Here is a 23,003-nt window from a genome sequence, read left to right as displayed (position 1 = left end):
CGCCTGAGCTAGCGCGCTAACTCAGGCGTTCATCTGTCCGTCGCGCCTTACTTGCGCAGACCCAGCTTGGCGATCAGGGCGGTGTAACGCTCTGCGTCCTTGGCCTTCAGGTAGTCGAGCAGCTTGCGGCGACGGCTCACCATGCGCAGCAGGCCACGACGACCGTGGTGGTCCTTGGCGTGGGTCTTGAAGTGGGGGGTCAGCTCGTTGATGCGGGCGGTCAGCAGTGCGACTTGCACTTCCGGGCTGCCGGTATCGTTGGCTGCACGGGCGTTGGCCGCGACGACTTCGGCCTTGATGGAGGATGCGATCATTTCAATGTTTCCGGTGAGTGTTTGACTTGCGAGCGGCGCTGGAAATGCGCTGCACGTGCGCCTTGCAGGAGGCAAAGCCCGTCGATTATAGCGCGCCCTGCTCAGCCAGCCGACGGGCGGTCGTGGCGCGGTGGCGGGGCGATCGACGATGGCGGCCTTCCAACCGCGCAAAAAACGACACCATGCCCCAGCCTCTCCGCCGCCGCTTCGCTCTTGCTGCCGGCCTCGCTCTCGTGCTCTCGCCTGCAATGGCCGCCACCGCCAGGTCGGACGCCAGCACCAAAACACCCGCCAGGAAAGCCAAGGCCTCCACCAAGACGAAAGCGTCCGCGCGCGCCAAGACCTTCAGCGGCGACCAGGGCGAATCACCCGCCGAGCGTGCCCGCCGGCTGCAGGTGGAATGCCGCGGATTGCCCAACGCCGGCGCCTGTCGGGGCTACGGTTGGGGTTCCTGAACCAGGCTCACGCGTCCGGCCGCCTCATTTGGCAGGTGTTCGGCAGCTCGGCGCGCTCCGGCGCGATGTTTCGGATTACCTTGAAGCCGTAGCCCGAACCCTCGACATCGAACTTGACGCCGGGCGTTCCCTTGCGCTCCATCTGGCCCACCACGAGCGATTGCTGGAACTGGTGGTCTGCCGCCCGCATGCGCCCGCTCTGGCCGTAGAGCGAGACCGACGCGTCTTCCAGCGCGCGGGCCACCGTCAGCGGATCGTCGCGGCCGGCCTTCTCCAGGGCCTGCGCCAGCGCCTCCACCATCAGCTGCATGCGCATGTGTACATAGTCTTCTTCCGGCCTCGGAAACCTTTGGTGGAAGGCCGCGTAGAAGGCCTCGCTCTGCGCACCGGGCACGTTGGGCAGCCAGTCGGCCACCGCCAGCACCCGGCCGACCCCGGCATCACCCAGCGCCGCGGGCGCCCCCAGGGCATTGCCGTAGAAGGTGTAGAACTTGCCCTCGAAGCCGGCCTCGCGCGCCGCCTTCACCAGCAGGGTCAGGTCGTTGCCCCAGTTGCCGGTGATGACCGCCTGGGCGCCGCTGGCGCGGATTTTGGCGGCGTAGGGCGCGAAATCCTTCACGCGGCCGAGCGGATGCAGTTCGTCGCCGACGATCTTCACGTCCCGCCGCTGCAAACCCAATTGCCGCCGGGCCTCGCGCAGCACACCTTGGCCGAAGCTGTAGTCCTGACCGATCAGGTAGACGCTGCCGACCGAGCGATCGTCGCGCAGCACGTCCAGCAGCGCAGCCACGCGCATGTCCGCATGGGCGTCGAAGCGGAAATGCCAGAAGCTGCAGCGCTCGTTGGTCAACACCGGATCGACCGCGGAGTAGTTGAGAAACACCATGCGGTGGGCCGGATCCCGCGTGTTCTGCTTGTCGACGGCATCGACCAGCGCGGCAGCCACCGCCGACGAGTTGCCCTGCATCACGAAATGCGTTCCGGCGTCGATCGCGGCGCGCAACGCGGAAAAGGCTTCCTCGCTCTGCCCGCGGCTGTCGTAGCGCACCAGCTGCAAGGGCCGCGCACCGCTGGCGAGCTTGACGCCGCCACGCGCATTCACCCGCTCGATCGCCCAGGAAATATTGCGAAACACCGCTTCTCCCGCATTGGCGAAAGCGCCCGACAGCCCCTCGATGAGCGCGATGGTGATCGGCTTTCCAGCGACGTTCTGCGCCCGCGCAGACATTAACTGCGCGCCGCCAAATAGTCCTGCCGCGATCGTTTTCAAGACCACGCGTCGCATATTTTTCCCTTGATTTATTTACTTGAAATACCGGCGGCCACACACAGATTCGATTCCATGCGGCGTTCACGGTTGAAAGCCGCGCAGTGTATAGGAGCCATTTCCATGTTCTACGCCCAAGCCCGCCGCCCCGCTTACGCCCCGCAACTGCGTTCGGTCGATCATTCGCTCGAACGATTTCTGGCCAATGCCTTCGGCCCGTCCGCCCGCCAGTCCACCGCGCAGGCACCGCAGGTGAAGCAGGACGAGCAGTTCGTCACCTTCACCATCGACGTACCCGGCCTGTCGCGCGAGCAATTGGCGATCAACCTCGACGGTAATGTCGTGCGCGTTGAAAGCGTGCAGGATGCACCGCGCACCATCAAGCTGGCTTATGAGCTGGCGCAGGAAATCGACGCCGAGGCCAGCCAAGCCAAACTCGAAAATGGAGTATTGACCTTGAAAATCGCCCGCAAGGCGCCAGTGAAGACTGCGCGCAGCCTGGTTATTTCCTGATTAATTCTGGGGATTATCAAAAAAGCCGCCCGAACCGGGCGGCTTTTTCATGGACGACATATCGGCGAGCGATTCAGGCATCACCCAACGTCCAGCGCGGACGCACATCGAACGCATAGGTGCGTGTCGGCTCCGACAGACCGGACGCCAGCCGCATCGACGCGGCCATGGCGATCATGGCGCCGTTGTCGGTGCACAGATGCAGCTCGGGGTAGTGCACCCGAACGCCGCGTCGCGCGCATTCGCCATTGAGCTGCGCGCGCAGATGGCGGTTGGCCCCCACGCCGCCGGCCACCACCAGTCGTTGCAGCCCGGTGCGCTCCAGCGCCGTCAAAGATTTTTTCACCAGGACTTCGACGATCGCCGCCTCGGTCGACGCGGCCAGGTCGGCCTTGCGTGCCTCGAGCTGGTCGCCGAGCTTCTTCGCCTGGGTCAAGACGGCCGTCTTGAGCCCGGCGAAAGAAAAATCGAGGTCGCCGCTGCGCAATAACGGCCGCGGCAAGGCGAAAGCCTTGGGGTCGCCCTGCTCGGCCAACCGCGACAGCGCCGGCCCGCCCGGATAGCCCAGGCCCATCAGCTTGGCCGACTTGTCGAAGGCCTCTCCGGCAGCGTCGTCGATGGTTTCGCCCAGCATCGCGTAGCGCCCTACCCCGTCCACCCGCATCAGCTGGGTGTGGCCGCCGGACACCAGCAAGGCCACGAAGGGAAACTCCGGCGGGTCGTCGCTGAGAAAGGGCGACAGCAGATGCCCTTCGAGATGGTGGATGCCCAGCACCGGCACGCCGAGCGCCGCACCCATCGCGCAGGCCACGCCGGCGCCCACCAGCAGCGCACCGGCCAGGCCCGGCCCTCGGGTGTAGCCGATGACGTCGACCGCTTCCAGCGATCGCCCGGCCTCGGCCATGACCGCGTCGGTCAGCGGCAGCACACGACGGATGTGGTCGCGGCTGGCGAGTTCGGGCACCACGCCGCCGTAGGCCTGGTGCATCGCCACCTGGCTGTGCAGTGCATGCGCCAGAAGGCGCGGGACCGCCTGCGAGGCGGAGGATTCGACGAGGGCCACGCCCGTTTCGTCGCAGGATGATTCGAAGCCCAGGACGAGCAGATCGTTGCGCATCCGGCCGAGTTTAGGCCGCCCGACATGGCCCTTCGCCACAATGGACGGCACGCGCCTTGCTGCCGCCATGGCACCCCACATGAAATCCGGACTCAATTTCCTCGTTGCCGCACGCCAGTGCGAAATCCGCGAACTCGAACAGCTCCTGCTGACCAGCGAACTGGTGCGCCGCACCGCCGAACTGATCCACGCCCTGCAGAAGGAGCGCGGCATGAGCAATCTCTTCCTCGGCGGTGGCGAAGCGCATTTCGGCGAACAGCGGATCAAGCAGGTGGTCGCCTGCCATGCGGCCGCCGAGCGCTGGCGTGCCGCGCTGGAGCAGATCGACATCGAAGGCGCGGCCATCGCCAACGGGGCGCGGCTGTTCAGCCGCATCGCCTATGCGCTGCAGGGCCTGGGCGCCCTGCCCCGGCTGCGCGAGCGCATCGGCGAGCGGGCGCTCGACAGCGCCGAGTCCACCCGCAGCTTCAACCGCCTGGTGGCAGCGCTGCTCGGCGTGGTGTTCGACGCGGCCGACAGCGCCAGCGACCCCGAGCTCTCCCGCATGCTGGTTGCCACCTTTCATTTCATGCAGGGCAAGGAATTCACCGGCCAGGAACGCGCCGCCGGCGCCGCTGCCTTCGCGCAAGGAACCGTGGAGCTGGCGCGTCAGCAGCACTGGCTGCACCTGATCGAGTCGCAGGAGCGCTGCTTCACCGTCTTCACCGACTTCGCCGAGCCGGTCCATATCGCCGCATGGCAGGCCTGCCTGGGCGGTGCGGCCATGGCCGAGATCGAGCGCCTGCGCCGCATCGGCTGCACCGCCGCTGTCGGCATCAGCCTCGACCGCTCGCTCAGCCGCGACTGGTTCGACGGCTGCACCGAACGCATCGACGCCATGCAGGCGGTGGAAGTTCGCCTGGCCGCCGACCTGGTGCGTCGCTGCCAGGAGAAGCTGCAGCAGGCGCGCGCCGACCTGGATACCCACGCCGCGCTGCTCCAAGCCGCGCAATCGACCTCCTCTCGTTCGACCGGCACCTTTTTCGACGACCCCGCGCCCCGCGGCGACTCGCCCGCACTGGGACCGCAGCTCGGCCGCTCGGTGCTGGAGATGGTGCAGGAGCAGTCGTATCGCCTGCAGGCCATGGCCGACGAGCTGGCCGACGTGCGCGCCGCGCTCAACGAACGCAAGATCGTCGAGCGCGCCAAGGGCCTGCTGATGGCGCACCGTCATATCAACGAAGAAGAGGCGCACAAGATGCTGCGGCAGACCGCCATGGGCCAGGGCAAGCGCCTGGTCGACGTGGCCGAGGCAGTGCTGGCCATGGCCGAGCTGCTGCCGGCCAAGGCCCGCTGAGCATCCGAATGCGAAACCGCTGCAGTTTGGTGCGGCGCACCACGACGGCACGGCTAGACGGGGTTCACCACCGGCTCCAACGCCCCGCTCCGGCGCTAACACGGGGCAAAACCGCTGGCATGACTCCTGCATGGTGGTAGGGCGACACTGGGCCAATGGCGGTCCGGCGTCAACAGTCACCCACGACATCTGGACAACGGCGTCCATTTCCTGCTCGCGAAAGCGCCAGGGAATGGGCGCCGTTTTTGTTTTTTCAGCCCGCTTCCCGTTTTTCGCCCACGCAAGGAGTTAGACCATGGCCCAGAAGATTCCCGGTAAAGCCGACCCCGTTGTCGCTGCAGCCTCCCCCGCAGCAGACACCGCCGTGGCCGCGCCGCGCCGCGAGTTCATCCGCAAGGCCGGCGCCACCGCCCTGTTCGCCAGCCTCGGGCACAGCGGCGTCTGGGCTGCGGGCTCCGACAAACCCGAGAAGGAAGAAGTCAAGATCGGCTTCATTCCACTGACCGATTGCGCCAGTGTGGTGATGGCCTCGGTGCTGGGCTTCGACAAGAAGTACGGCGTGAAGATCGTCACGAGCAAGGAAGCCAGTTGGGCGGGCGTTCGCGACAAGCTGGTCAACGGCGAGCTCGACATGGCCCATGTGCTCTACGGCCTGATCTACGGAGTCCACCTCGGCGTGGGCGGCCCCAAGAAGGACATGGCCATGCTGATGGGCCTCAACCGCAACGGCCAGGCGATCACCCTGTCGAAAGCGCTGGCCGACAAGGGCGCGGTCGACGGACCTTCGCTGGCCAAGGTGATGGCCACCAACAAGCGCGAATACACCTTCGCCGGCACTTTCCCGACCAGCACCCACACCATGTGGCTCAACTACTGGCTGGCCGCGTCGAACATCAACCCGATCAAGGACGCCAAGGTCATCGTCGTGCCGCCACCGCAGATGGTGGCCAACATGCGCGTGGGCAACATGGACGGTTTTTGCGTGGGTGAGCCCTGGGGCCAGCGCGCGATCATCGACAAGATCGGCGTGACCGCCATCACCACCCAGGACATCTGGAAAGATCACCCCGAGAAAGTGCTCGGCACCCGGGCGGAGTTCGTCAAGGCCAATCCCAACACCTGCCGCGCCGTGATGATGGCCGTGATGGAGGCCAGCAAGTGGATCGACGCGAGCCTTCAGAACAAGAACAAGATGGCCGACGTCATCGCAGAAAAGAGCTACGTCAACACCAGCGCCGACGCGATCAACCAGCGCATCCTGGGCCGCTACGAAAACGGCATGGGCAAGACCTGGGATGACCCGAACCACATGAAGTTCTTCGACGACGGCGCGGTGAACTTCCCCTATCTCTCCGACGGCATGTGGTTCCTGACCCAGCACAAGCGCTGGGGCCTGCTCAAGGAACATCCGGACTACCTGGCCGTGGCCAGGTCGATCAACCAGATCGACATGTACAAGGACGTCGCCGGAGCGATGAAGGTGGCCGTGCCCAAGGATCCGATGCGCAGCAGCAAGCTGCTCGATGGCACCGTCTGGGACGGCAAGGACCCGGCGAAATACGCCGATAGCTTCAAGATCAAAGCCTGACCTATTCACTGAGGAGAACACCATGGTGAGTGCCGTTTTTCACAGTTCCCTGGCGGGTGCGCAGGCCGATGCGGCCGGTGCCACGCCTCCGACGACCACCAACCCGGCACTGCCGGCCTCGACGACCATGACTACCGCAACCGCTGCCGCCCAGCCCCGCCAACCCGCCCCGCGCGACTGGCGAGCCTTCTGGCTGAAGGTGGTGCCGCCGCTTCTCGGTCTGTTGCTGCTGGTGCTGGTGTGGGAAGCCGTCTCCGTCAGCACCGGCAGCAGCATTCCATCGCCCAAGGACACCTGGATCCAGGCCGTCACCGTTTTCAAGGATCCGTTCTACAGCAACGGCCCCAACGACCAGGGCGTGGGCTGGAACGTGCTGTCCTCGCTCCAGCGGGTGGCGATGGGCTTCGGGCTCGCCGCGCTCGTCGGCATTCCGGTGGGCTTCGCCATCGGCCGCTTCAAGTTCCTGGCCAGCATGTTCAATCCGCTGATCAGCCTGCTGCGTCCGGTGTCGCCGCTGGCTTGGCTGCCGATCGGCCTGCTGGTGTTCAAGGGCGCCAATCCGGCCGCCATCTGGACGATCTTCATCTGCTCCATCTGGCCCATGGTCATCAACACCGCCGTCGGCGTGCAGCGCGTGCCGCAGGACTACATGAACGTCGCCCGGGTGCTCAACCTGTCGGAATGGAAGATCCTCACCAAGATTCTGTTCCCCGCCGTGCTGCCCTACATGCTCACCGGCGTGCGTCTGGCCGTCGGCACGGCCTGGCTGGTGATCGTGGCGGCCGAGATGCTGACCGGCGGCGTCGGCATCGGCTTCTGGGTGTGGGACGAGTGGAACAACCTCAACGTCAAGAACATCATCATCGCGATCTTCGTCATCGGCATCGTCGGCCTGCTGCTCGAATTCGCGCTCATCAAGATCGCCACTGCATTCACGTTCGAAGAGGTGAAGTCATGAGTCTCGCCAATCAGGAATCCAGGTTCATCGAGATCCGCGATGTAGAGCAAACCTTCAAGACGCCCAAGGGCAGCTTCCAGGCGTTGCGCGACATCAACCTCAACGTCGCCAAGGGCGAGTTCGTCGCGCTCATCGGCCACTCGGGCTGTGGCAAGTCGACGCTGCTCAACCTGATCGCCGGCCTGACCACGCCCACCCACGGCAGCCTGATGTGCGCCGCCCGCGAAATCAAGGGCCCCGGTCCCGAGCGCGCGGTGGTGTTCCAGAACCATTCCCTGTTGCCCTGGCTGACCTGCTACGAGAACATCTACCTGGGTGTGGAACGCGTCTTCGGCAAGACCGAATCCAAGGCGCAACTCAAGGTGCGCACCGACGCCGCGCTGGCGCTGGTCGGCCTCACGCCCGCCACGCAGAAGCGTCCGGGCGAGATCTCCGGCGGCATGAAGCAGCGCGTCGGCATCGCCCGCGCCCTGGCCATGGAGCCCAAGGTGCTGCTGATGGACGAGCCCTTCGGTGCGCTCGACGCCCTCACCCGCGCCCGCCTCCAGGACGAGTTGCTCGCCATCGTGCAGAAGACCCAGAGCACCGTCGTCATGGTGACCCACGACGTGGACGAAGCGGTGCTGCTGTCCGACAAGATCGTCATGATGACCAACGGCCCGTCGGCCACCATCGGCGAAGTGCTGTCGGTCGACCTCGCCCGGCCGCGCAACCGGGTGGAACTGGCCGAGGACACGACCTACGTGCATTACCGCAAGGCGGTGATCGACTTCCTGTACACGCGGCAGGGGCATGTCGAGAAGGCAGCCTGACCAGCAGACAGACCAAGCCCGGTTCGCCGGGCTTTTTTGTGGGTGGCGATCAGTGCAAGGAAGGTCGGTACCGGACCTTCACAAGATCGGCGAGATCGGCCAGTCGTTTGTCGAGCGTCCACAACGTCGCTCCGGGCGTGACCAATGTGGACGCCAGCAACATCATGTCAACCAAACCGCATCCGCGTCCAAACAGCTTTTTCCCCTCGATCAATAGGAGCACCTCGGCCATGCTCGCCTGATGCGAGTGCTCCAGAAGCCCAAGCGCTTGCAGGGTGCGCAATCGATCGGGAGGTGTTCCGCATGCCAGTTCTGCAATCACCATCGGATGAATCAAGACCTGTCCGGCGTCCAGATGGCCGATCAGCTCAGGGCTGGGCTCTCGAAAATGCGCGATCCAAACGGATGTATCGGCCAGCACGCTCACCGTCGGGAATCCTCGCGTCGGCGAGGCACATCGGCGATTTCGGGCGCGGCACCGCCGAGCGCGGCCAGGCGCTTGCTGGCGTGCACGCGAATGAATGTCTTGATGGCTTCCCGAAACAGATCTGCCTTATCCATTTGGGGATCGGCGACTTCGAGGGCCTGCTCGTAGAGCTTGTCGTCGATGGTGACGGTGGTACGCATAACTGCTCCTCATCAAATTCGACATCATTCTGCATCAATATTGACGCATGTATTTGACCTGGCCGGCAGCGTCGGCCCGAGCGCCGTCTTCGGTTCCTTTTTTCTTGTGCTCCGCAAAATGCACCAAGCCGACGCAGCACGGTCCAAAACACGGCGCCAAACGCTCTGGGTCGAGTCGAAAACACCCCCATCCGCTGGCACGCCGCTTGCATGACGCATCGCAAGGTCACCGCGCGGCAATGGCGTCGTGCAGTGGCTTCAGGACAAAGGCGTCCGCATGGATGTGCCAGGTCATCGACCGGCACACGCACCATGCGGACGCCTTTTTTTTGGTCGATTGAAAAGCCCACGGAGAACGCCATGGACATGCGCGTGAAGAAGCAGAAGCTGGTATTGGTCGGCAACGGCATGGCCGGTGTCCGCACACTGGAAGAACTGCTGAAGATCGATCCGGATCTCTACGAGATCACCGTCTTCGGCGCCGAGCCGCATCCCAACTACAACCGCATCCTGCTGTCGCCGGTGCTCGCGGGCGAGCAGACGGTCGACGAGATCGTGCTCAACCCCTGGTCCTGGTACGAAGACAACGGCATCACGGTCCACGCCGGCCGCAAGGTGGTGGCCATCGACCGCCGCCAACGCGTGGTGCGCGCCGACGACGGCACCGAGGCGCCCTACGACCGGCTGCTGCTGTGCACCGGCTCCAATCCCTTCATGCTGCCGGTGCCGGGCGCGCATCTCGACGGGGTGATCGCCTATCGCGACATCGCCGACACCAACACCATGATCGAGACGGCCAAGACGCACAAGCACGCGGTCGTCATCGGCGGCGGCCTGCTCGGCCTCGAAGCCGCCAACGGCCTGATGCTGCGCGGCATGACGGTCACCGTCGTGCACGTGAACGCCTGGCTCATGGAAAAGCAGCTCGACGCCGTGGCCGGCGGCCTGCTGCGCCAGTCGCTCGAACAGCGCGGCCTGAAGTTCCGCCTCAGCGCCCACACCCAGGAGCTGATCGGCGACGCCGAAGATGGCAAGGCCGGCCGGGTGAAGGCGATCCGCTTCAAGGACGGCAGCGAGGAAGCGGCGGATCTGGTGGTGATGGCCGTGGGCATCCGCCCCAACGTGGCCCTGGCCGAATCGGCCCGGCTGCACTGCAACCGCGGCATCGTGGTCACCGACACCCTCCAGACGGTGACCGACGCCCGCATCTACGCCGTGGGTGAATGCGCTGCGCACCGGGGCATTGCCTACGGGCTGGTGGCGCCGCTGTTCGAGCAGGCCAAGGTGGCGGCGAACCACCTGGCCGAAATGGGCATCGGCCGCTACCTCGGCTCGCTCACCTCGACCAAGCTCAAGGTGACCGGCATCGACCTGTTCTCCGCCGGCCAGTTCATGGGCGGCGAAGGCACCGAGGAGATCGTCATGAGCGACCCCTTCGGCGGCGTCTACAAGAAGCTGGTCATCCAGGACGACAAGCTCGTCGGCGCCTGCCTCTACGGCGACACGGTGGACGGCAGCTACTACTTCAAGCTGCTGCGCGAGGGCCGCAGCATCCACGACATTCGCGACAAGCTGATGTTCGGCGAATCGCACCTCGGCGACGCCGGCCACCAGGGCGTGAACAAGGCTGCCGCCATGGCCGACGCCGACGAAGTCTGCGGCTGCAACGGCGTGACCAAGGGCACCATCTGCAAGGCGATCCAGGAAAAGGGTTTGTTCACCCTCGACGAGGTGAAGAAGCACACCAAGGCCAGCGCATCGTGCGGCTCCTGCACCGGGCTGGTCGAGCAGATATTGATGTTCACCGCCGGCGGCGACTACTCCGCCACGCCCAAGAAAAAAGCCATGTGCGGCTGCACCGAACGCAGCCACCAGGAAGTGCGCGAGGCGATCAAGGCCGACCATCTGCTCAAGATCGGCGACGTGTTCTCCAAGCTCGGCTGGAAGACACCCAACGGCTGCGCCAGCTGCCGCCCGGCGCTCAACTACTACCTCATCAGCACCTGGCCGAAGGAGGCGGTGGACGATCCGCAGAGCCGTTTCATCAACGAACGCAGCCACGCCAACATCCAGAAGGACGGCACCTATTCGGTCGTGCCGCGCATGTGGGGCGGCACCACCACGGCGGCCGAACTGCGCCGCATCGCGGACGTCACCGACAAGTACAACATTCCGACCGTCAAGGTTACCGGCGGCCAGCGCATCGACCTGCTGGGCGTGAAGAAGGAAGACCTGCAGGCCGTCTGGAAGGATCTGGACATGCCCAGCGGCTTCGCCTACGGCAAGTCGCTGCGCACGGTGAAGACCTGTGTCGGCAGCGAGTGGTGCCGCTTCGGCACCCAGGATTCGACCCAGCTCGGCAAGGATCTGGAGCGTGCGCTATGGGCCATGTACTCGCCGCACAAGGTGAAGCTGGCAGTGTCGGGCTGCCCGCGCAACTGCGCGGAGTCGGGCATCAAGGACGTCGGCATCATCGGTGTGGATTCGGGCTGGGAGATCTACGTGGGCGGCAACGGCGGCATCAAGACTGAGGTGGCGCACTTCTTCGCCAAGGTGAAGACCGCAGAAGAAGTGATGGAGTACGCCGGCGCGTTTCTGCAGCTCTACCGCGAGGAAGCCTGGTACCTGGACCGCACGGTGCACTACATCGCACGGGTGGGGCTGGACTACGTCAAGAAGAAGATCATCGACGACCCGGTGGGGCGCAAGGCGCTGTGGGACCGGCTGCAGTTCTCGCTCGACGGGGCGGTCGATCCATGGGCCGAGGCGGGCAAGGCGCTGGTGGATACGCGGCAGTTCACGCCGGTGATTCCGATCGTGCCGGTGGCCTTGTCCTCGTCTTCCTCGACCTCCACCGAAACCGCTTGAGCAGGAGCCCTTCACATGACGACTAATACGCAATGGACGCCCGTGTGCCGGGTGGAAGATATCCCGGTACTCGGGTCGCGGCGGGTGGCCCGGCCTCAGGGCGTGGACGTGGCGGTGTTTCGTAACGATGCGGAGCAGGTTTTTGCGCTGCTGGATCGGTGTCCGCACAAGGGTGGGCCCTTGTCGCAGGGGATCGTGTTCGGGACGAATGTGGCTTGTCCGCTGCACAACTTCACGATCGGGTTGGATGACGGATGTGCGAAGGCGCCTGATGAGGGGTGTACGCCTCGGTTTGCCGTTCTTGTCTCCGACGGGGTTGTGCATCTGGATGCTGGTGAGCTGGCCTCTCTTGCGCTTGACCTGGAGCGGCCTGTTGCGGGGCCTGGTCGCAAGGTGGTGGCTTTGATGGCTGCTGCTGCTGCTGCTGCTGCTGGGTGATGTGTTGTGAGTTCTGCTTCTTGCTTTCTTTCTTCTCTCTGCCGAGGGCGGGGCGTGGGGTTTGCTTCTGCAGAGCTCGATTTTGTTTTTTCTTTTCTTCTACTGAACGTAGGGTGGAGCTGGGGGCTTGCGCGCCCCCAGACCCGCGGTAACTTTCTTTCCGCTGAAAGAAAGTCACCAAAGAAAAGCTTGAAGACGAGCTCGAGGCTCGATCGGGCCATTGCTTCGCTCGGCCTGGGGAATGTGCCTTCGAACGCTCTAGCGGCAACAGTTTGGACAAGGGTCGATCCGGAGCCATGGCCCCTGCTTCGCAGGGTCGAGGCTGAGAGGATAAGAACAGGCGACCGCACTGGCGGAGCGCGCAGGCGCCATGCGATGTGCCCTGGCGGAATGCTGGGCGTGGCACTCGAACATCGGCCCGCAGGAGCGCACGAATGGGCGGTCCATCACGGCGTGACCCGGACCACGGTGCGCCGCGCGCGTGGCGATCGAATCAGCGCGGCCCCCTCGACGTGCTCAGTGCGGTCGCCTGTTCTTATCCTCTCAGCCCCGACCCTGCGAAGCAGGGGCCAAGGCTCTGGATCGACCCTTGTCCAAACTGTTGCCGTTAGAGCGTTCGAAGGCACATTCCCCAGGCCGAGCGAAGCAATGGCCCGACCGAGCTTCGAGCTCGTCTTCAAGGGTTTTTCTTTGGTGACTTTCTTTTGTCCCAACAAAAGAAAGTTACCGCAGGTCTGGGGGCGCGCAAGCCCCCAGCTCCACCCTACGACCAGTAAAAGAAGAAAAGATAAGCCAGCCCAGCAAAGAGCAAGCCCCCAGCCCCACCCTACGTTCAGCAGAAGAAGCACAAAGCAAGCCCCAAAGATGAGGAGCGAGCAATGACAACAAAACAAACCAAGTCAACCTGCCCCTACTGCGGCGTAGGCTGCGGCGTCATCATCGAATCCGCAGAAGGCCAGATAACGGGCGTAAAAGGCGACCCCACCCACCCCGCCAACTTCGGCCGCCTCTGCACCAAGGGCTCGACCCTTCACCGGACAGCCACTGCAGAAGTCACCCTGCAAACAAGACTGCTCCGCCCCATGCTCCGCAGCGCCCGAGCAGAAGCGCCCGAAGCCATCGCCTGGCAAACAGCCCTCGACATAGCCGCCGACCGCTTCGCGGAAATCATCACCACCTCCGGGCCCGACGCCGTCGGTTTTTACCTCTCCGGCCAGCTGCTCACCGAGGACTACTACGTCTTCAACAAGCTGGTCAAAGGCCTCATCGGCACCAACAACCTCGACACCAACTCGCGCCTGTGCATGAGCAGCGCAGTGGCCGGCTACAAGCAGAGCCTGGGCGCCGACGCTCCGCCCGCCTGCTACGACGACCTGGCCCTGGCCGACTGCCTCTTCATCACCGGCAGCAACACCGCCTGGGCCCACCCCATCCTGTTTCGCCGCATCGAGGACGCCCGCGCCGCCCGGCCGGACATGAAGATGGTCGTCGTCGACCCCCGCCGCACCGACACCGCCGCCGTCGCCGACCTGCACCTGGCGATCCAGCCCGGCACCGACGTGCTGCTCTACCACGGCATGCTGCACCTGATGCTGTGGGAGGGCTGGACCGACGCCGGCTACATCGCCCGCCACACCAGCGGCTTCAGCGCCCTGCGCGACCTGGTGCGCGACGCCACGCCCGCAGCCGTCGCCACCGCCTGCGGCATCGCCCAAGCCGACCTGATCGAAGCGGCGCGGCTCTTCGCGCTGTCACCCGCCACGCTCAGCCTGTACTGCCAGGGCCTGAACCAGTCCTCCAGTGGCACCGCCAAGAACACCGCACTGATCAACCTGCACCTGGCCACCGGCCAGATCGGCAAACCCGGCGCCGGCCCGTTTTCGCTGACCGGCCAGCCCAACGCCATGGGCGGGCGCGAAGTCGGCGGCATGGCCAATCTGCTCTCCGGCCATCGCGACATGGGCAATGCCGCCCACCGTGCCGAGGTGGCGGCGCTGTGGGGCGTGCCCGAGGTGCCGTCCAGACCCGGCCGTACGGCAGTGGAGCTGTTCGAGGCCGCGGCCGACGGCGAGGTCAAGGCGCTGTGGATCGGCTGCACCAACCCGGCGCAATCCCTGCCCGACCAGGCCACCGTGCGCCGCGCGCTGGAGCGCGCCGAGTTCGTGGTGGTGCAGGAAGCCTTCGCCACCACCGCCACCTGCGCCTATGCCGACCTGCTGCTGCCAGCCACCACCTGGGGGGAAAAGGAAGGTACGGTGACCAACAGCGAACGCCGCATCTCGCGCGTGCGCGCCGCCGTGCCGCCGGCCGGCGAGGCGCGCCACGACTGGAGCATCGGCCGTGATTTCGCCCACCGCCTGGCCACGCGGCTCGGGCGCGGCGACGGACTGTTCGAGTACCCGACGCCGGAGTCGGTCTGGAATGAACACCGCGAATCCACCCGCGGCCGCGACCTGGACATCACCGGCCTGAGCTATGCGCAGATCGAAGCCGAGCCGCGCCAGTGGCCGTTTCCCGAAGGTGCCGACACCGGCCGTGAGCGCCTTTACGAAGACGGCGTGTTCCCCACGCCCGACGGCCGCGCCCGCTTCGTCGCCGTACCCTTTCGCAGCATCGCCGAGCCGCGCGACGCACGTTTTCCGTTCGCACTCAACACCGGCCGGCTGCGCGACCAGTGGCACGGCATGAGCCGCACCGGCACGCTGGGCCGCCTGTTCGGCCATGCCGCCGAGCCCTGCGTGCAGCTGCATCCGGGCGACATGGCGCGCCGCAAGATCGCCGACGGCGCGCTGGTGCAGGTCAGCTCCCGCCGCGGCAGCCTGGTGCTGCCGGCCCAGCCGTCGGACGACGTGCAGCCTTCGCAGGCCTTCATCGCCATGCACTGGGGCAGCGAATACCTCAGCGGCCGGGCCGACGACGGCAGCCTGCTCGCCGGCGTCAACGCACTGACGCAACCGGTCTATTGCCCCGATTCGAAACAACCCGAACTCAAGCACGCCGCCGTGCGCATCGAGCCCGCCGCGCCGGCCTGGCAGATGGTGGCGCTGGCCTGGCTGCCGGCCGCGCAGATGCTGTCTGCCCGCGAAGCCCTCCGCTCGCTGATGCCCCGCCTGCGCTTCGCCAGCTGCGTGCCTTTTGCCAGCGACACCCCGCTGGCCCAGGTCGCCGACGAACGCGGCGGCGTGCTGTTGCGCGCCGCCGCCGACGAGGCGCCGCCCGACGCCGTGCTGGCGCAGATCGAATCGCTGCTCGGCATCGATGCCGCCGATGCCCTGCGCTATGCCGACCGTCGCAAGGCCCAGCGCCGCACGGTGCGATTGGTGCGGCTGGGCGAAGACGTGCGCCTGGAAGGCTTTCTGCTCGCCGGCGACGTGCGCGCCGAGTCCTGGATGAAGCCCTTGCTGCAGCAGCAGATGCCCGCCCAGGCTTTCGGACGCGCCCTGCTCTCCGGCACGCCGCAAGCCCCGGTCGCCATGGCCGCGCGCGGCGCGCAGGTCTGCAGCTGCTTCGGTGTGACCGAGCCCGCCATCGACCAATACCTCGCCACGCACGGGGCCGAAGCGCCGGACGAGGCCGCCGCGCTCGCCGGCCTGCAGCAGGCGCTGCGCTGCGGCACCAACTGCGGATCGTGCATTCCCGAGCTCAAGCGCCGGGTCCATGCGGTGCGTCAGGCGCAGCCGCAACCGGCCTGAACCCCTTGTGGCCATGTCGATATAGCCCCAGGTCATCAAGCATTCGGGACAATCGCAGACCCCACGCCCCCCACCAACCAGCAGCCCATGGGCATCAGCCACTACATCAAGGAAATCGGCCGCGGCCCCCGCGGCGCGCGACCGCTCGACCGCACCCAGGCCGCCGATCTGTTCGGCCAGGTGCTCGACGGCAGCGTGACCGACCTGGAGATCGGCGCCTTCTGCCTGGCCATGCGCATCAAGGGCGAGAGCCCGGACGAGCTCGCCGGCTTTCTGGATGCGACCGCTTCGCGCAGCACGCTGTTCCCGTCCACCACGCGGCAGCCGACGGTCGTGCTGCCCAGCTACAACGGCGCGCGCCGTCTGCCGGTGCTGACCCCGCTGCTGGCCCTGCTCATCGGCCGCGCCGGCCTGCCGGTGCTGGTGCACGGCGCGGCCAGCGAAGACGCCCGTGTCACCGCGCAGGAAGTCTTCGCACTGATGGACATCGCGCCCCTGGCCGCCGTGCGCGCCATCGCGCCAGGCGAAGTCGCCTTCGCGCCGACCGAACTCATCTGTCCCGGCCTCAAGCGCCTGCTCGACGTGCGTCGTGTGGTGGGACTACGCAATCCGGCGCACAGCGTGGTCAAGCTGATGAATCCCTGCACCGACAAGGCGCTGCTGGTGGCCAGCTACACGCACGCGGCCTATGCCGAATCGATGGCGCAGACCTTCGCCATGCTGGGCGCCGACGCCCTGCTCTCGCGCGGCCTCGAAGGCGAGGTAGTGGCCGACCCGCGCCGCACGGCAGAGCTCACCGGCTTCGCCGCCGGCCTGCCGGTGCAGCTGCAGGCCCAGGCACCGGGCACCGCCGCCGAAGTGCCGGGCCTGCCCACCAGCACCGACGCCGCCACCGCCGCCCGCTACACCCGCGCGGTGCTGCAGGGCGAACTCCCGGTGCCCGAGCCGATCCAGCGCCAGCTGGAACACCTCTTGCTCCTGGCAGGACGCATGAGCGCAGACGCACCGACCGCGCCCGCCGTCACGGAGACAGCATGAACAAAGATTTCCCTTCCTCGTCGATTTCACCTTCCACCCCGCCCACCCTGGACCCGGTCTTTCAACTACGTGGCGGCGAGGTGCACGACCTGCCGATCGAGACCGCCGTCACCGGACGCGGCCGCTGCATCCTGGTCGGCGCCGGCCCCGGCGACCCGGACCTGCTCACCGTCAAGGCCGTCAAGGCCATCGCCTCGGCCACGCTGCTGCTGGTCGACGACCTGGTGAGCGACGCCATCGTCGCCCTGGCACAGCCCAGCGCGCGAGTGGTCTACGTGGGCAAGCGCGGCGGCTGCAAGAGCACGCCGCAGGCCTTCATCCAGAAGCTGATGCTGATGGCGGTGCGCGAAGGCGAAACGGTCGTGCGCCTGAAGGGCGGCGACCCCTTCGTCTTCGGTCGCGGCGGTGAAGAGGTCGAGCACATGCGCGCCTTCGGCATCGAGCCCGAGGTCATCAACGGCATCACCGCCGGGCTGGCCGCCGTCACCACGCTCGGCGTGCCGCTCACCCACCGCGAGCATGCGCAGGGCGTGATCTTCGTCACCGGCCATGCCAAGCCCGGATCGGCCGGCACCGACTGGGCGACCCTCGCCACCACGGCACATGCCGCGCGGCTCACGCTGGTCGTCTACATGGGCGTGACCGGCGCTGCGCACATCCAGCAAGGACTGCTGCAGGGACTGCCCGGCGCCACGCCGGTGGCGGTGGTGCAGAACGTGTCTCTGCCGAGCCAGCGCCACACCGTCTGCACGCTGGAAAAGCTGCACGACACCATCGTCGCCGAGGGCTTCGCGAGCCCGTCGGTGATCGTGGTGGGCGACGTGCTTTGCGGCCTGGCTGCGGCCGGTGCACAGGACTCCGTCCAAGTGCGCGCCGCCTGAGGCGGGCGCCGGCCTCAGCGGCCGGCCCGAATGTCGTCGCATTGCCGCAGGTAGTCGGCCTGGGTGGTTTTCTCGTCCTGGGGTCGCGCCTTCAGCGCTGCCATGGCCAGTCGATCAATTCATGCGTCGCGAAGTCCGGTAGCGCGTCCGCCATGAACGCGGCGCCCGACGCCTCGCGGTCGAAGGCACAGGCCTGCATCCAGACACCATGGATGGTTCGGACCTGCTGCAGGGAGAGCAGCGCGGCGGCTCCCCCCTCCATGGCATCGCGCAACAGGATCATCGCCTCCCGCGTCTGCCCGACCGGTTCGCGACGCAGCGGCAGACTGCCGTGTGCCGGACCGGCGAAAGCCGCCGGCTCGACGACCGCTATCTCGTCGAGCGCCTGCAGCGGCGTCTCGTCGCCCTGCCGCTCTGGATCGGGTGGCTTCGACCTGGGCAAGCGTCACCGCTGCGACCCGTTCTGGACGATGCGTCCTGGTGCGGACCCCATCGGAGCTGACGAACAAGCGGTGGGCTTTCGAGGGGGAAAAGGCACGACTCCGGCGTCCGTTGTGGGCTGGCGTTTTCGGCCACACGAAGTCGCCGGACCGCTGCCGAAGGCGCCCCGGATCTACCCATGCATGCCAAGCGCGACGGCGGTCGGCGCGCCGCCGGGAGCGAAAGCCGGTGTCAGCGGTCGGTGAACAAGGCGTCCAGCGCCTCGAGAAGCGGCCGGGCACGAATGTCGTCGCACTGCCGCAGGTAGTCGGCCTGAATGGTTTCCCCATCCTGCGGCCGCGCTTCCAGGGCCGCCATCGCCTGCACGTGCGCAGCTTTGAGCGCACCCTCCACTTCGGGCAGCGTCGCGACAAAAGTCTTCCAGGCATCCGAATCGCGAGCCAGCGCCAGCGCCATCGGAAAGCCGGATTCCCGCTCCGACTGCACCAGGCGCTGCACCACGTCCCCCGCCTCGGTTTCATTGACCGCGGATTGGGCGCCATAGATCTGCGGAACGTGGCGCGCACTGCTCACGTCGAAACGCTCGCGCATCCACGCATCGACCGCCTGCCGCAGCATCAGCGCGGTCTCCACCTCCAGGATCGTCTCTTTCGACTCCCAGCTTCCCGGCGGCAGCGAATCGGGATCGCGCATGAAGGCTATGCGGTCGACCTCTGCCTGCAGCGACTGCCACAGCATGCGCTTCGCGCCGTCTGGAGCGTCGGTGATCGGACCTGCATGGTTGCGCGCCGACAGCACCGTCGAGATGCAGCAGATCCAGTCGTCGGCGCACTTCGGTGACCAGGTGTCGATCTGGGCGCAAGCCTCGGCCCGGAACGCCGGGTCATCGGCCATGTGACGCAGCAGCAGCTCCACGTTGGCCTGGAAGTCCGGGCGACCCGCGACGAAATGCTGGCAGCGCTTCATCATGGTATTCAACACCCGGCGTTCGTCGGCGGTGGCGTCCTGCATGGCATCGATCTGCTGGCCTGCGAAGCCTTCGGTCCGGCGATAGGGCCTGTCCAGCTCATCCTGCAACAACTCGCCCGTGATCGCGAGCCGACCCTCGACCCGGTGGGGCTGGTGATGCGCCATCCAGGCCGCGCCCTTGACCGTCATGTCGGTCCACACGTGAAGCCCGGGATGCGCTTCCCAGGCCTGTTGGAATTCCGGGCCTTCCAGGTCCATCTGCGGGCTTCGGGCCAGATACAAGTTCCGTGCGGCTCCGGCAAGGCCAGACACGAACTCGCTGCGCGCATTCAGCAGCAGGGCTTCGGCCCCGAAGGCCATCAGCCCCGCGATGAACGCAGCGTCGACCTCGCACTTGCGCAGCCGATCGATATGCACCAGCCGGACGTTGGTCGACAGCGCGGCGATCGTGGCGACGTCCGGCAGCTTGCGATCGAGGCCATGGGCCAGATGCACACGCGAATGGCCTTGCTCCCAGCTCGCGAGCAACTGACGCGCCAGTCTCGCCTGGGCCGGCCCGCCGGCTGCAAACGACTGCAGCGTGGACCGGGCGGCGAAGACGTCATCGGGCGTGGCGTCGTCCAGCCAGGGATTCGCCGCCCTCCCGGGCCGAAACCCCTGTGCGGTCTGGGAGCGCAGCAACTCCTCCAGACCGGTGATGATGAACCCGCGCAGGCTTTGCCGCCCCCTGTACGCTTCGTGCGGCTCGAACGCCACGAAGCAGGCAAGCGTGGCCGGCATGAAGTCCAGCCCCGTCGCATCGCGGTCCAGCGCACAGGCCTGTTCCCACGCATTCCGGACGGTTTCGACCTCCTGCGGGGACATCGTCTCGGCGCCACCGCGCTCCAGGGCGTTGCGCAGCAACTCCAAGGCGGTGCGGGTCCGTTCGACGAGGACGCGGCGCTGTTGCAGGTTGGGATGCGCCGGTCCGGCAAAGGCCGCGGGCTGATCGACCGCTATTTCATCGAGCGCCTGCAGCGGCGTCGTATCGGCCTGCAACCCCGCGTCGGGAACATCGACCGGGGGACGGACCACAGCGGCGGGGAGTTGCGTCAGGAGAGGCGTCGCGGCGCGGCCATTGGGGCTGACATACATGCGATGGGCTTTCGAGAGGTGGAAAGCCAGGATTCCAACGTCCGCTCCCGGCTGGCGTTTTCGAGCACACGAAGTCGCCGGCCCACGGCCGAAGGCTTGCGAAGGCGCAGCTTCACCGGCGGCGCGTCCCTTAGGATGGCGGCTTTTCGCGGCGCCTCTCGCCGGCCCGCTCCGCGCGCAGGCCCGGCGCCGCTTTCACGGTTGCCCACGCCATTGCGCATGCCCACCACGCCACACCCTTCCATCGCCTTCCGGGAAACCCACTGACATGCAGCGATTCGACGCCATCGTCATCGGCGCCGGCGCAGCCGGTCTTTTCTGCGCGGGCGTGGCCGCCCAGCGTGGGCTTTCGGTGCTGCTGATCGACCATGCCGAGAAGCTTGCCGAAAAGATCCGCATCTCCGGCGGCGGCCGTTGCAACTTCACCAACCGCGAACTCGACCCGTCGACGCCGCAACGGCATTTCATCGGGCAGAACCCGCATTTCTGCCGCTCGGCCCTCGCGCGCTACACGCCCGCCGACTTCATCGACCTGGTGCGCCGCCACGGCATCGCCCACCATGAAAAACACAAGGGCCAGCTGTTCTGCGACCGCTCGGCCGAAGACATCATCGCCATGCTGGTCGCCGAATGCAGCGGCGGCGCATCCGGCGGCAGCGTGGTGCGCTGGCAGCCCTGCGCAGTGAAAGCCGTGCGCCACGGTGACGCCGGCTACGAGGTCGACACCGACAACGGTCTCGCGCAGGCTCCGCAACTCGTGGTGGCGACCGGCGCCTTGTCCATCCCCAAGATCGGCGCGACCGATTTCGGCTTTCGGCTGGCCAGGCAATTCGGTCTGCGCCTCGTTGAGCCGCGCCCCGGCCTGGTGCCGCTGACCTTCGACGGTACCGCCTGGGCGCCGTTCGCCGGATTGGCCGGGCTCGCGCTGCCGGTGGAGGTATCGACCGGCAGCGGCAAGGCGAAAACCGCCTTTCTGGAAGACCTGCTGTTCACGCACCGTGGCCTGTCCGGTCCGGCGATCCTGCAGATCTCGAGCTACTGGAAAGAGGGAACGCCGCTCGCGGTCGACCTGGCACCGGGCGTGAAGCTGGCCGACGCGCTGCTGCACGCCAAACAGACCGCATCGCGCAAGAAGATCGCCAACGAACTCACCGCGTGGATGCCCTCCCGCCTGGCCGACGCCTGGAGCGCCGGCGACGCCGTGCTGGAACGGCCCCTCGCCGACATTCCCGACAAATCCCTTAACGCCCTGGCCCAGCGCATCGGCCGCTGGGAACTCAACCCCAACGGCAGCGAGGGCTATCGCAAGGCCGAGGTCACGGTGGGCGGCGTGGACACCCGCGATCTCTCGTCCCAGACCATGGAAGCACGCCAGCAGGCCGGCCTGTTCTTCATCGGCGAAGTGGTCGACGTGACCGGCTGGCTCGGCGGCTACAACTTCCAATGGGCATGGGCGAGCGGATTTGCCTGCGGTCAGGCCTTGCAGAGCGCCGATACCGGGCTATAATCCTCGGCTAACTTACCGGCAGACTCCCGGCGGCCTGATCAACCTTATGGCCGGGAAAAATCGCCGAGCGGGCTCTCGATCCTCCTGCTGGCACCCTCTTCTCAAGAGAAATTCATTCAGTAATGACCACCATTCGAGTTAAAGAAAACGAGCCCTTCGACGTTGCACTGCGCCGCTTCAAGCGCACCATCGAGAAACTGGGCCTGCTGACCGACCTGCGCGCCCGCGAGTTCTACGAAAAGCCGACCGCCGAGCGCAAGCGCAAGAAGGCAGCCGCCGTGAAGCGCCACTACAAGCGCGTTCGCAGCATGCAACTGCCCAAGAAGCTGTACTAAGCTTCCCCGCCTTCCGGCCTCGCGCCGGTCGGCACGACCCGCACCCGGGACGCCAGGTGCGGGTTTTGTTTTTTCAGCGCCTCGCATCGCGCATTTTTCGCATCCTTTCCTCTGCCAGGACATCGCCATGACTCTCAAAGAACGCATCACCGACGACATGAAGACCGCCATGCGCGCCAAGGACAGCGAACGCCTCGGCACCATCCGCCTGCTGCTGGCCGCGATGAAGCAGAAGGAAGTCGACGAGCGCATCGAACTCGACGATGCCGCCGTCGTGGCCATCGTCGACAAGCTGCTCAAGCAGCGCAAGGACTCCATCGCCGCCTTCGAGCAGGCCAACCGGCCGGATCTGGCCGAAAAGGAAGCCGCCGAATCGAAGGTGCTGCAGGCCTATCTGCCAGAGCGCCTGTCGGCCGACGAAGTGCGCAGCGCCATCGCCGCCATCGTCGAGAAGCTCACCGCCGAACTCGGCCACAAGCCCGCCGCAGCCGACATGGGCAAGGTGATGGGCGCGGCCAAGGCCGAGCTGGCGGGCAAGGCCGACATGGGCCAGGTGTCCGCTGCGGTCAAGGCCGCGCTCGCAGGCTGAGCCATGCAGTAAAAACCCTCGCCCGGTGAACCCCGGCCCTGGTTCGAACGTTGCTTGGAGATGCCCCACCTGCCTCGCTTTTCGTACCGCGTCCGACGGCTCCTGACTCTGTTGGCTGTGCCGG

General features: G+C 66.4%; 21 protein-coding genes. 14 read left to right on the top strand and 7 right to left on the bottom strand.

Going from position 1 to position 23,003, the window contains the following annotated elements; all coding sequences use genetic code 11:
- Positions 1-47 precede the first annotated feature (47 nt).
- Positions 48-314: a 30S ribosomal protein S15 gene (gene rpsO / locus R9X41_RS10685; RefSeq protein ID WP_318634848.1), complete on the bottom strand. Its 267-nt coding sequence runs from the start codon at positions 312-314 to the stop codon at positions 48-50.
- 182 nt (positions 315-496) lie between these two features.
- On the opposite strand from rpsO, the gene R9X41_RS10680 reads away from it, so the two are divergent.
- Complete coding sequence (locus R9X41_RS10680) at positions 497-769, top strand: hypothetical protein (RefSeq protein WP_318634847.1); 273 nt, start codon at positions 497-499, stop codon at positions 767-769.
- 7 nt (positions 770-776) lie between these two features.
- Here the strand turns inward: R9X41_RS10680 and R9X41_RS10675 are convergent, their stop codons facing one another.
- Complete coding sequence (locus tag R9X41_RS10675; RefSeq protein WP_318634846.1) at positions 777-1,997, bottom strand: branched-chain amino acid ABC transporter substrate-binding protein; 1,221 nt, start codon at positions 1,995-1,997, stop codon at positions 777-779.
- A 162-nt stretch (positions 1,998-2,159) separates the two neighbouring features.
- On the opposite strand from R9X41_RS10675, the gene R9X41_RS10670 reads away from it, so the two are divergent.
- Positions 2,160-2,549 (top strand): Hsp20/alpha crystallin family protein, encoded by a 390-nt coding sequence (locus R9X41_RS10670; RefSeq protein ID WP_318634845.1) that lies wholly within the window; start codon positions 2,160-2,162, stop codon positions 2,547-2,549.
- Positions 2,550-2,622: 73 nt separating this feature from the next.
- On the opposite strand, the gene tsaD is transcribed toward R9X41_RS10670, so the two are convergent.
- The gene (tsaD, locus tag R9X41_RS10665; protein ID WP_318635197.1) at positions 2,623-3,654 is read right to left on the bottom strand and encodes a tRNA (adenosine(37)-N6)-threonylcarbamoyltransferase complex transferase subunit TsaD; all 1,032 of its coding nucleotides are present in this window, start codon (positions 3,652-3,654) and stop codon (positions 2,623-2,625) included.
- A gap of 91 nt (positions 3,655-3,745) precedes the next feature.
- On the opposite strand from tsaD, the gene R9X41_RS10660 reads away from it, so the two are divergent.
- From R9X41_RS10660 to R9X41_RS10645, 4 genes are all read left to right on the top strand, one after another.
- Positions 3,746-5,002 (top strand): nitrate- and nitrite sensing domain-containing protein, encoded by a 1,257-nt coding sequence (locus R9X41_RS10660; RefSeq protein ID WP_318634844.1) that lies wholly within the window; start codon positions 3,746-3,748, stop codon positions 5,000-5,002.
- Between the two features lie 295 nt (positions 5,003-5,297).
- Complete coding sequence (locus R9X41_RS10655) at positions 5,298-6,590, top strand: CmpA/NrtA family ABC transporter substrate-binding protein (protein WP_318634843.1); 1,293 nt, start codon at positions 5,298-5,300, stop codon at positions 6,588-6,590.
- 22 nt (positions 6,591-6,612) lie between these two features.
- Positions 6,613-7,548 (top strand): nitrate ABC transporter permease, encoded by a 936-nt coding sequence (gene ntrB / locus R9X41_RS10650; RefSeq protein WP_318634842.1) that lies wholly within the window; start codon positions 6,613-6,615, stop codon positions 7,546-7,548.
- Complete coding sequence (locus R9X41_RS10645) at positions 7,545-8,360, top strand: ABC transporter ATP-binding protein (protein ID WP_318634841.1); 816 nt, start codon at positions 7,545-7,547, stop codon at positions 8,358-8,360. The genes ntrB and R9X41_RS10645 overlap by 4 nt, the downstream gene beginning before the upstream one ends.
- 49 nt (positions 8,361-8,409) lie before the next feature.
- On the opposite strand, the gene R9X41_RS10640 is transcribed toward R9X41_RS10645, so the two are convergent.
- Together R9X41_RS10640 and R9X41_RS10635 are read right to left on the bottom strand one after the other, a co-directional pair.
- The gene (locus R9X41_RS10640; RefSeq protein WP_318634840.1) at positions 8,410-8,787 is read right to left on the bottom strand and encodes a type II toxin-antitoxin system VapC family toxin; all 378 of its coding nucleotides are present in this window, start codon (positions 8,785-8,787) and stop codon (positions 8,410-8,412) included.
- Positions 8,784-8,987: a type II toxin-antitoxin system VapB family antitoxin gene (locus R9X41_RS10635; RefSeq protein ID WP_318634839.1), complete on the bottom strand. Its 204-nt coding sequence runs from the start codon at positions 8,985-8,987 to the stop codon at positions 8,784-8,786. Before R9X41_RS10635 ends, R9X41_RS10640 begins: the two co-directional genes overlap by 4 nt.
- A 372-nt stretch (positions 8,988-9,359) precedes the next feature.
- Between R9X41_RS10635 and nirB the strand changes: the two genes are divergently transcribed.
- From nirB to cobA, 5 genes are all read left to right on the top strand, one after another.
- On the top strand, positions 9,360-11,855 hold the full coding sequence (gene nirB / locus R9X41_RS10630; RefSeq protein ID WP_412556702.1) for a nitrite reductase large subunit NirB: 2,496 nt from the start codon (positions 9,360-9,362) through the stop codon (positions 11,853-11,855).
- A 15-nt stretch (positions 11,856-11,870) separates the two neighbouring features.
- Positions 11,871-12,293, top strand: a complete 423-nt coding sequence (gene nirD, locus R9X41_RS10625) for a nitrite reductase small subunit NirD (RefSeq protein ID WP_318634837.1) — start codon at positions 11,871-11,873, stop codon at positions 12,291-12,293.
- A gap of 878 nt (positions 12,294-13,171) precedes the next feature.
- The gene (locus R9X41_RS10620) at positions 13,172-15,985 is read left to right on the top strand and encodes a nitrate reductase (protein WP_318634836.1); all 2,814 of its coding nucleotides are present in this window, start codon (positions 13,172-13,174) and stop codon (positions 15,983-15,985) included.
- 87 nt (positions 15,986-16,072) lie between these two features.
- Positions 16,073-17,023 carry a DNA-binding protein YbiB gene (gene ybiB / locus R9X41_RS10615; protein WP_318634835.1) on the top strand — a complete coding sequence of 317 codons (951 nt, stop codon included), beginning with the start codon at positions 16,073-16,075 and terminating at the stop codon, positions 17,021-17,023.
- On the top strand, positions 17,020-17,904 hold the full coding sequence (gene cobA / locus R9X41_RS10610) for a uroporphyrinogen-III C-methyltransferase (RefSeq protein WP_318634834.1): 885 nt from the start codon (positions 17,020-17,022) through the stop codon (positions 17,902-17,904). The genes ybiB and cobA overlap by 4 nt, the downstream gene beginning before the upstream one ends.
- A gap of 91 nt (positions 17,905-17,995) precedes the next feature.
- Here the strand turns inward: cobA and R9X41_RS10605 are convergent, their stop codons facing one another.
- Both R9X41_RS10605 and R9X41_RS10600 read right to left on the bottom strand, forming a co-directional pair.
- A complete protein-coding gene (locus tag R9X41_RS10605) occupies positions 17,996-18,346 on the bottom strand; it encodes a hypothetical protein (protein ID WP_318634833.1) in 351 nt (116 codons plus the stop codon).
- 230 nt (positions 18,347-18,576) lie between these two features.
- The gene (locus R9X41_RS10600) at positions 18,577-20,448 is read right to left on the bottom strand and encodes a hypothetical protein (protein WP_318634832.1); all 1,872 of its coding nucleotides are present in this window, start codon (positions 20,446-20,448) and stop codon (positions 18,577-18,579) included.
- A gap of 268 nt (positions 20,449-20,716) precedes the next feature.
- Between R9X41_RS10600 and R9X41_RS10595 the strand changes: the two genes are divergently transcribed.
- From R9X41_RS10595 to R9X41_RS10585, 3 genes are all read left to right on the top strand, one after another.
- Entirely contained in the window at positions 20,717-21,955 is a 1,239-nt protein-coding gene (locus tag R9X41_RS10595; protein ID WP_318634831.1) for a BaiN/RdsA family NAD(P)/FAD-dependent oxidoreductase, read from the top strand.
- A gap of 122 nt (positions 21,956-22,077) precedes the next feature.
- Positions 22,078-22,290, top strand: coding sequence for a 30S ribosomal protein S21 (gene rpsU, locus R9X41_RS10590; protein WP_007833691.1), 213 nt, complete (start codon positions 22,078-22,080; stop codon positions 22,288-22,290).
- Positions 22,291-22,417: 127 nt separating this feature from the next.
- Positions 22,418-22,879 carry a GatB/YqeY domain-containing protein gene (locus tag R9X41_RS10585; protein WP_318634830.1) on the top strand — a complete coding sequence of 154 codons (462 nt, stop codon included), beginning with the start codon at positions 22,418-22,420 and terminating at the stop codon, positions 22,877-22,879.
- Positions 22,880-23,003: the final 124 nt, after the last annotated feature.

Origin of the sequence: Xylophilus sp. GOD-11R (assembly GCF_033546935.1) — a bacterium.
Taxonomy (GTDB): Bacteria; Pseudomonadota; Gammaproteobacteria; order Burkholderiales; family Burkholderiaceae_C; genus Xylophilus.
The sequence above is the reverse complement of the archived record's forward strand: the minus strand, read 5'-3'. Positions and strand labels throughout refer to the sequence as shown.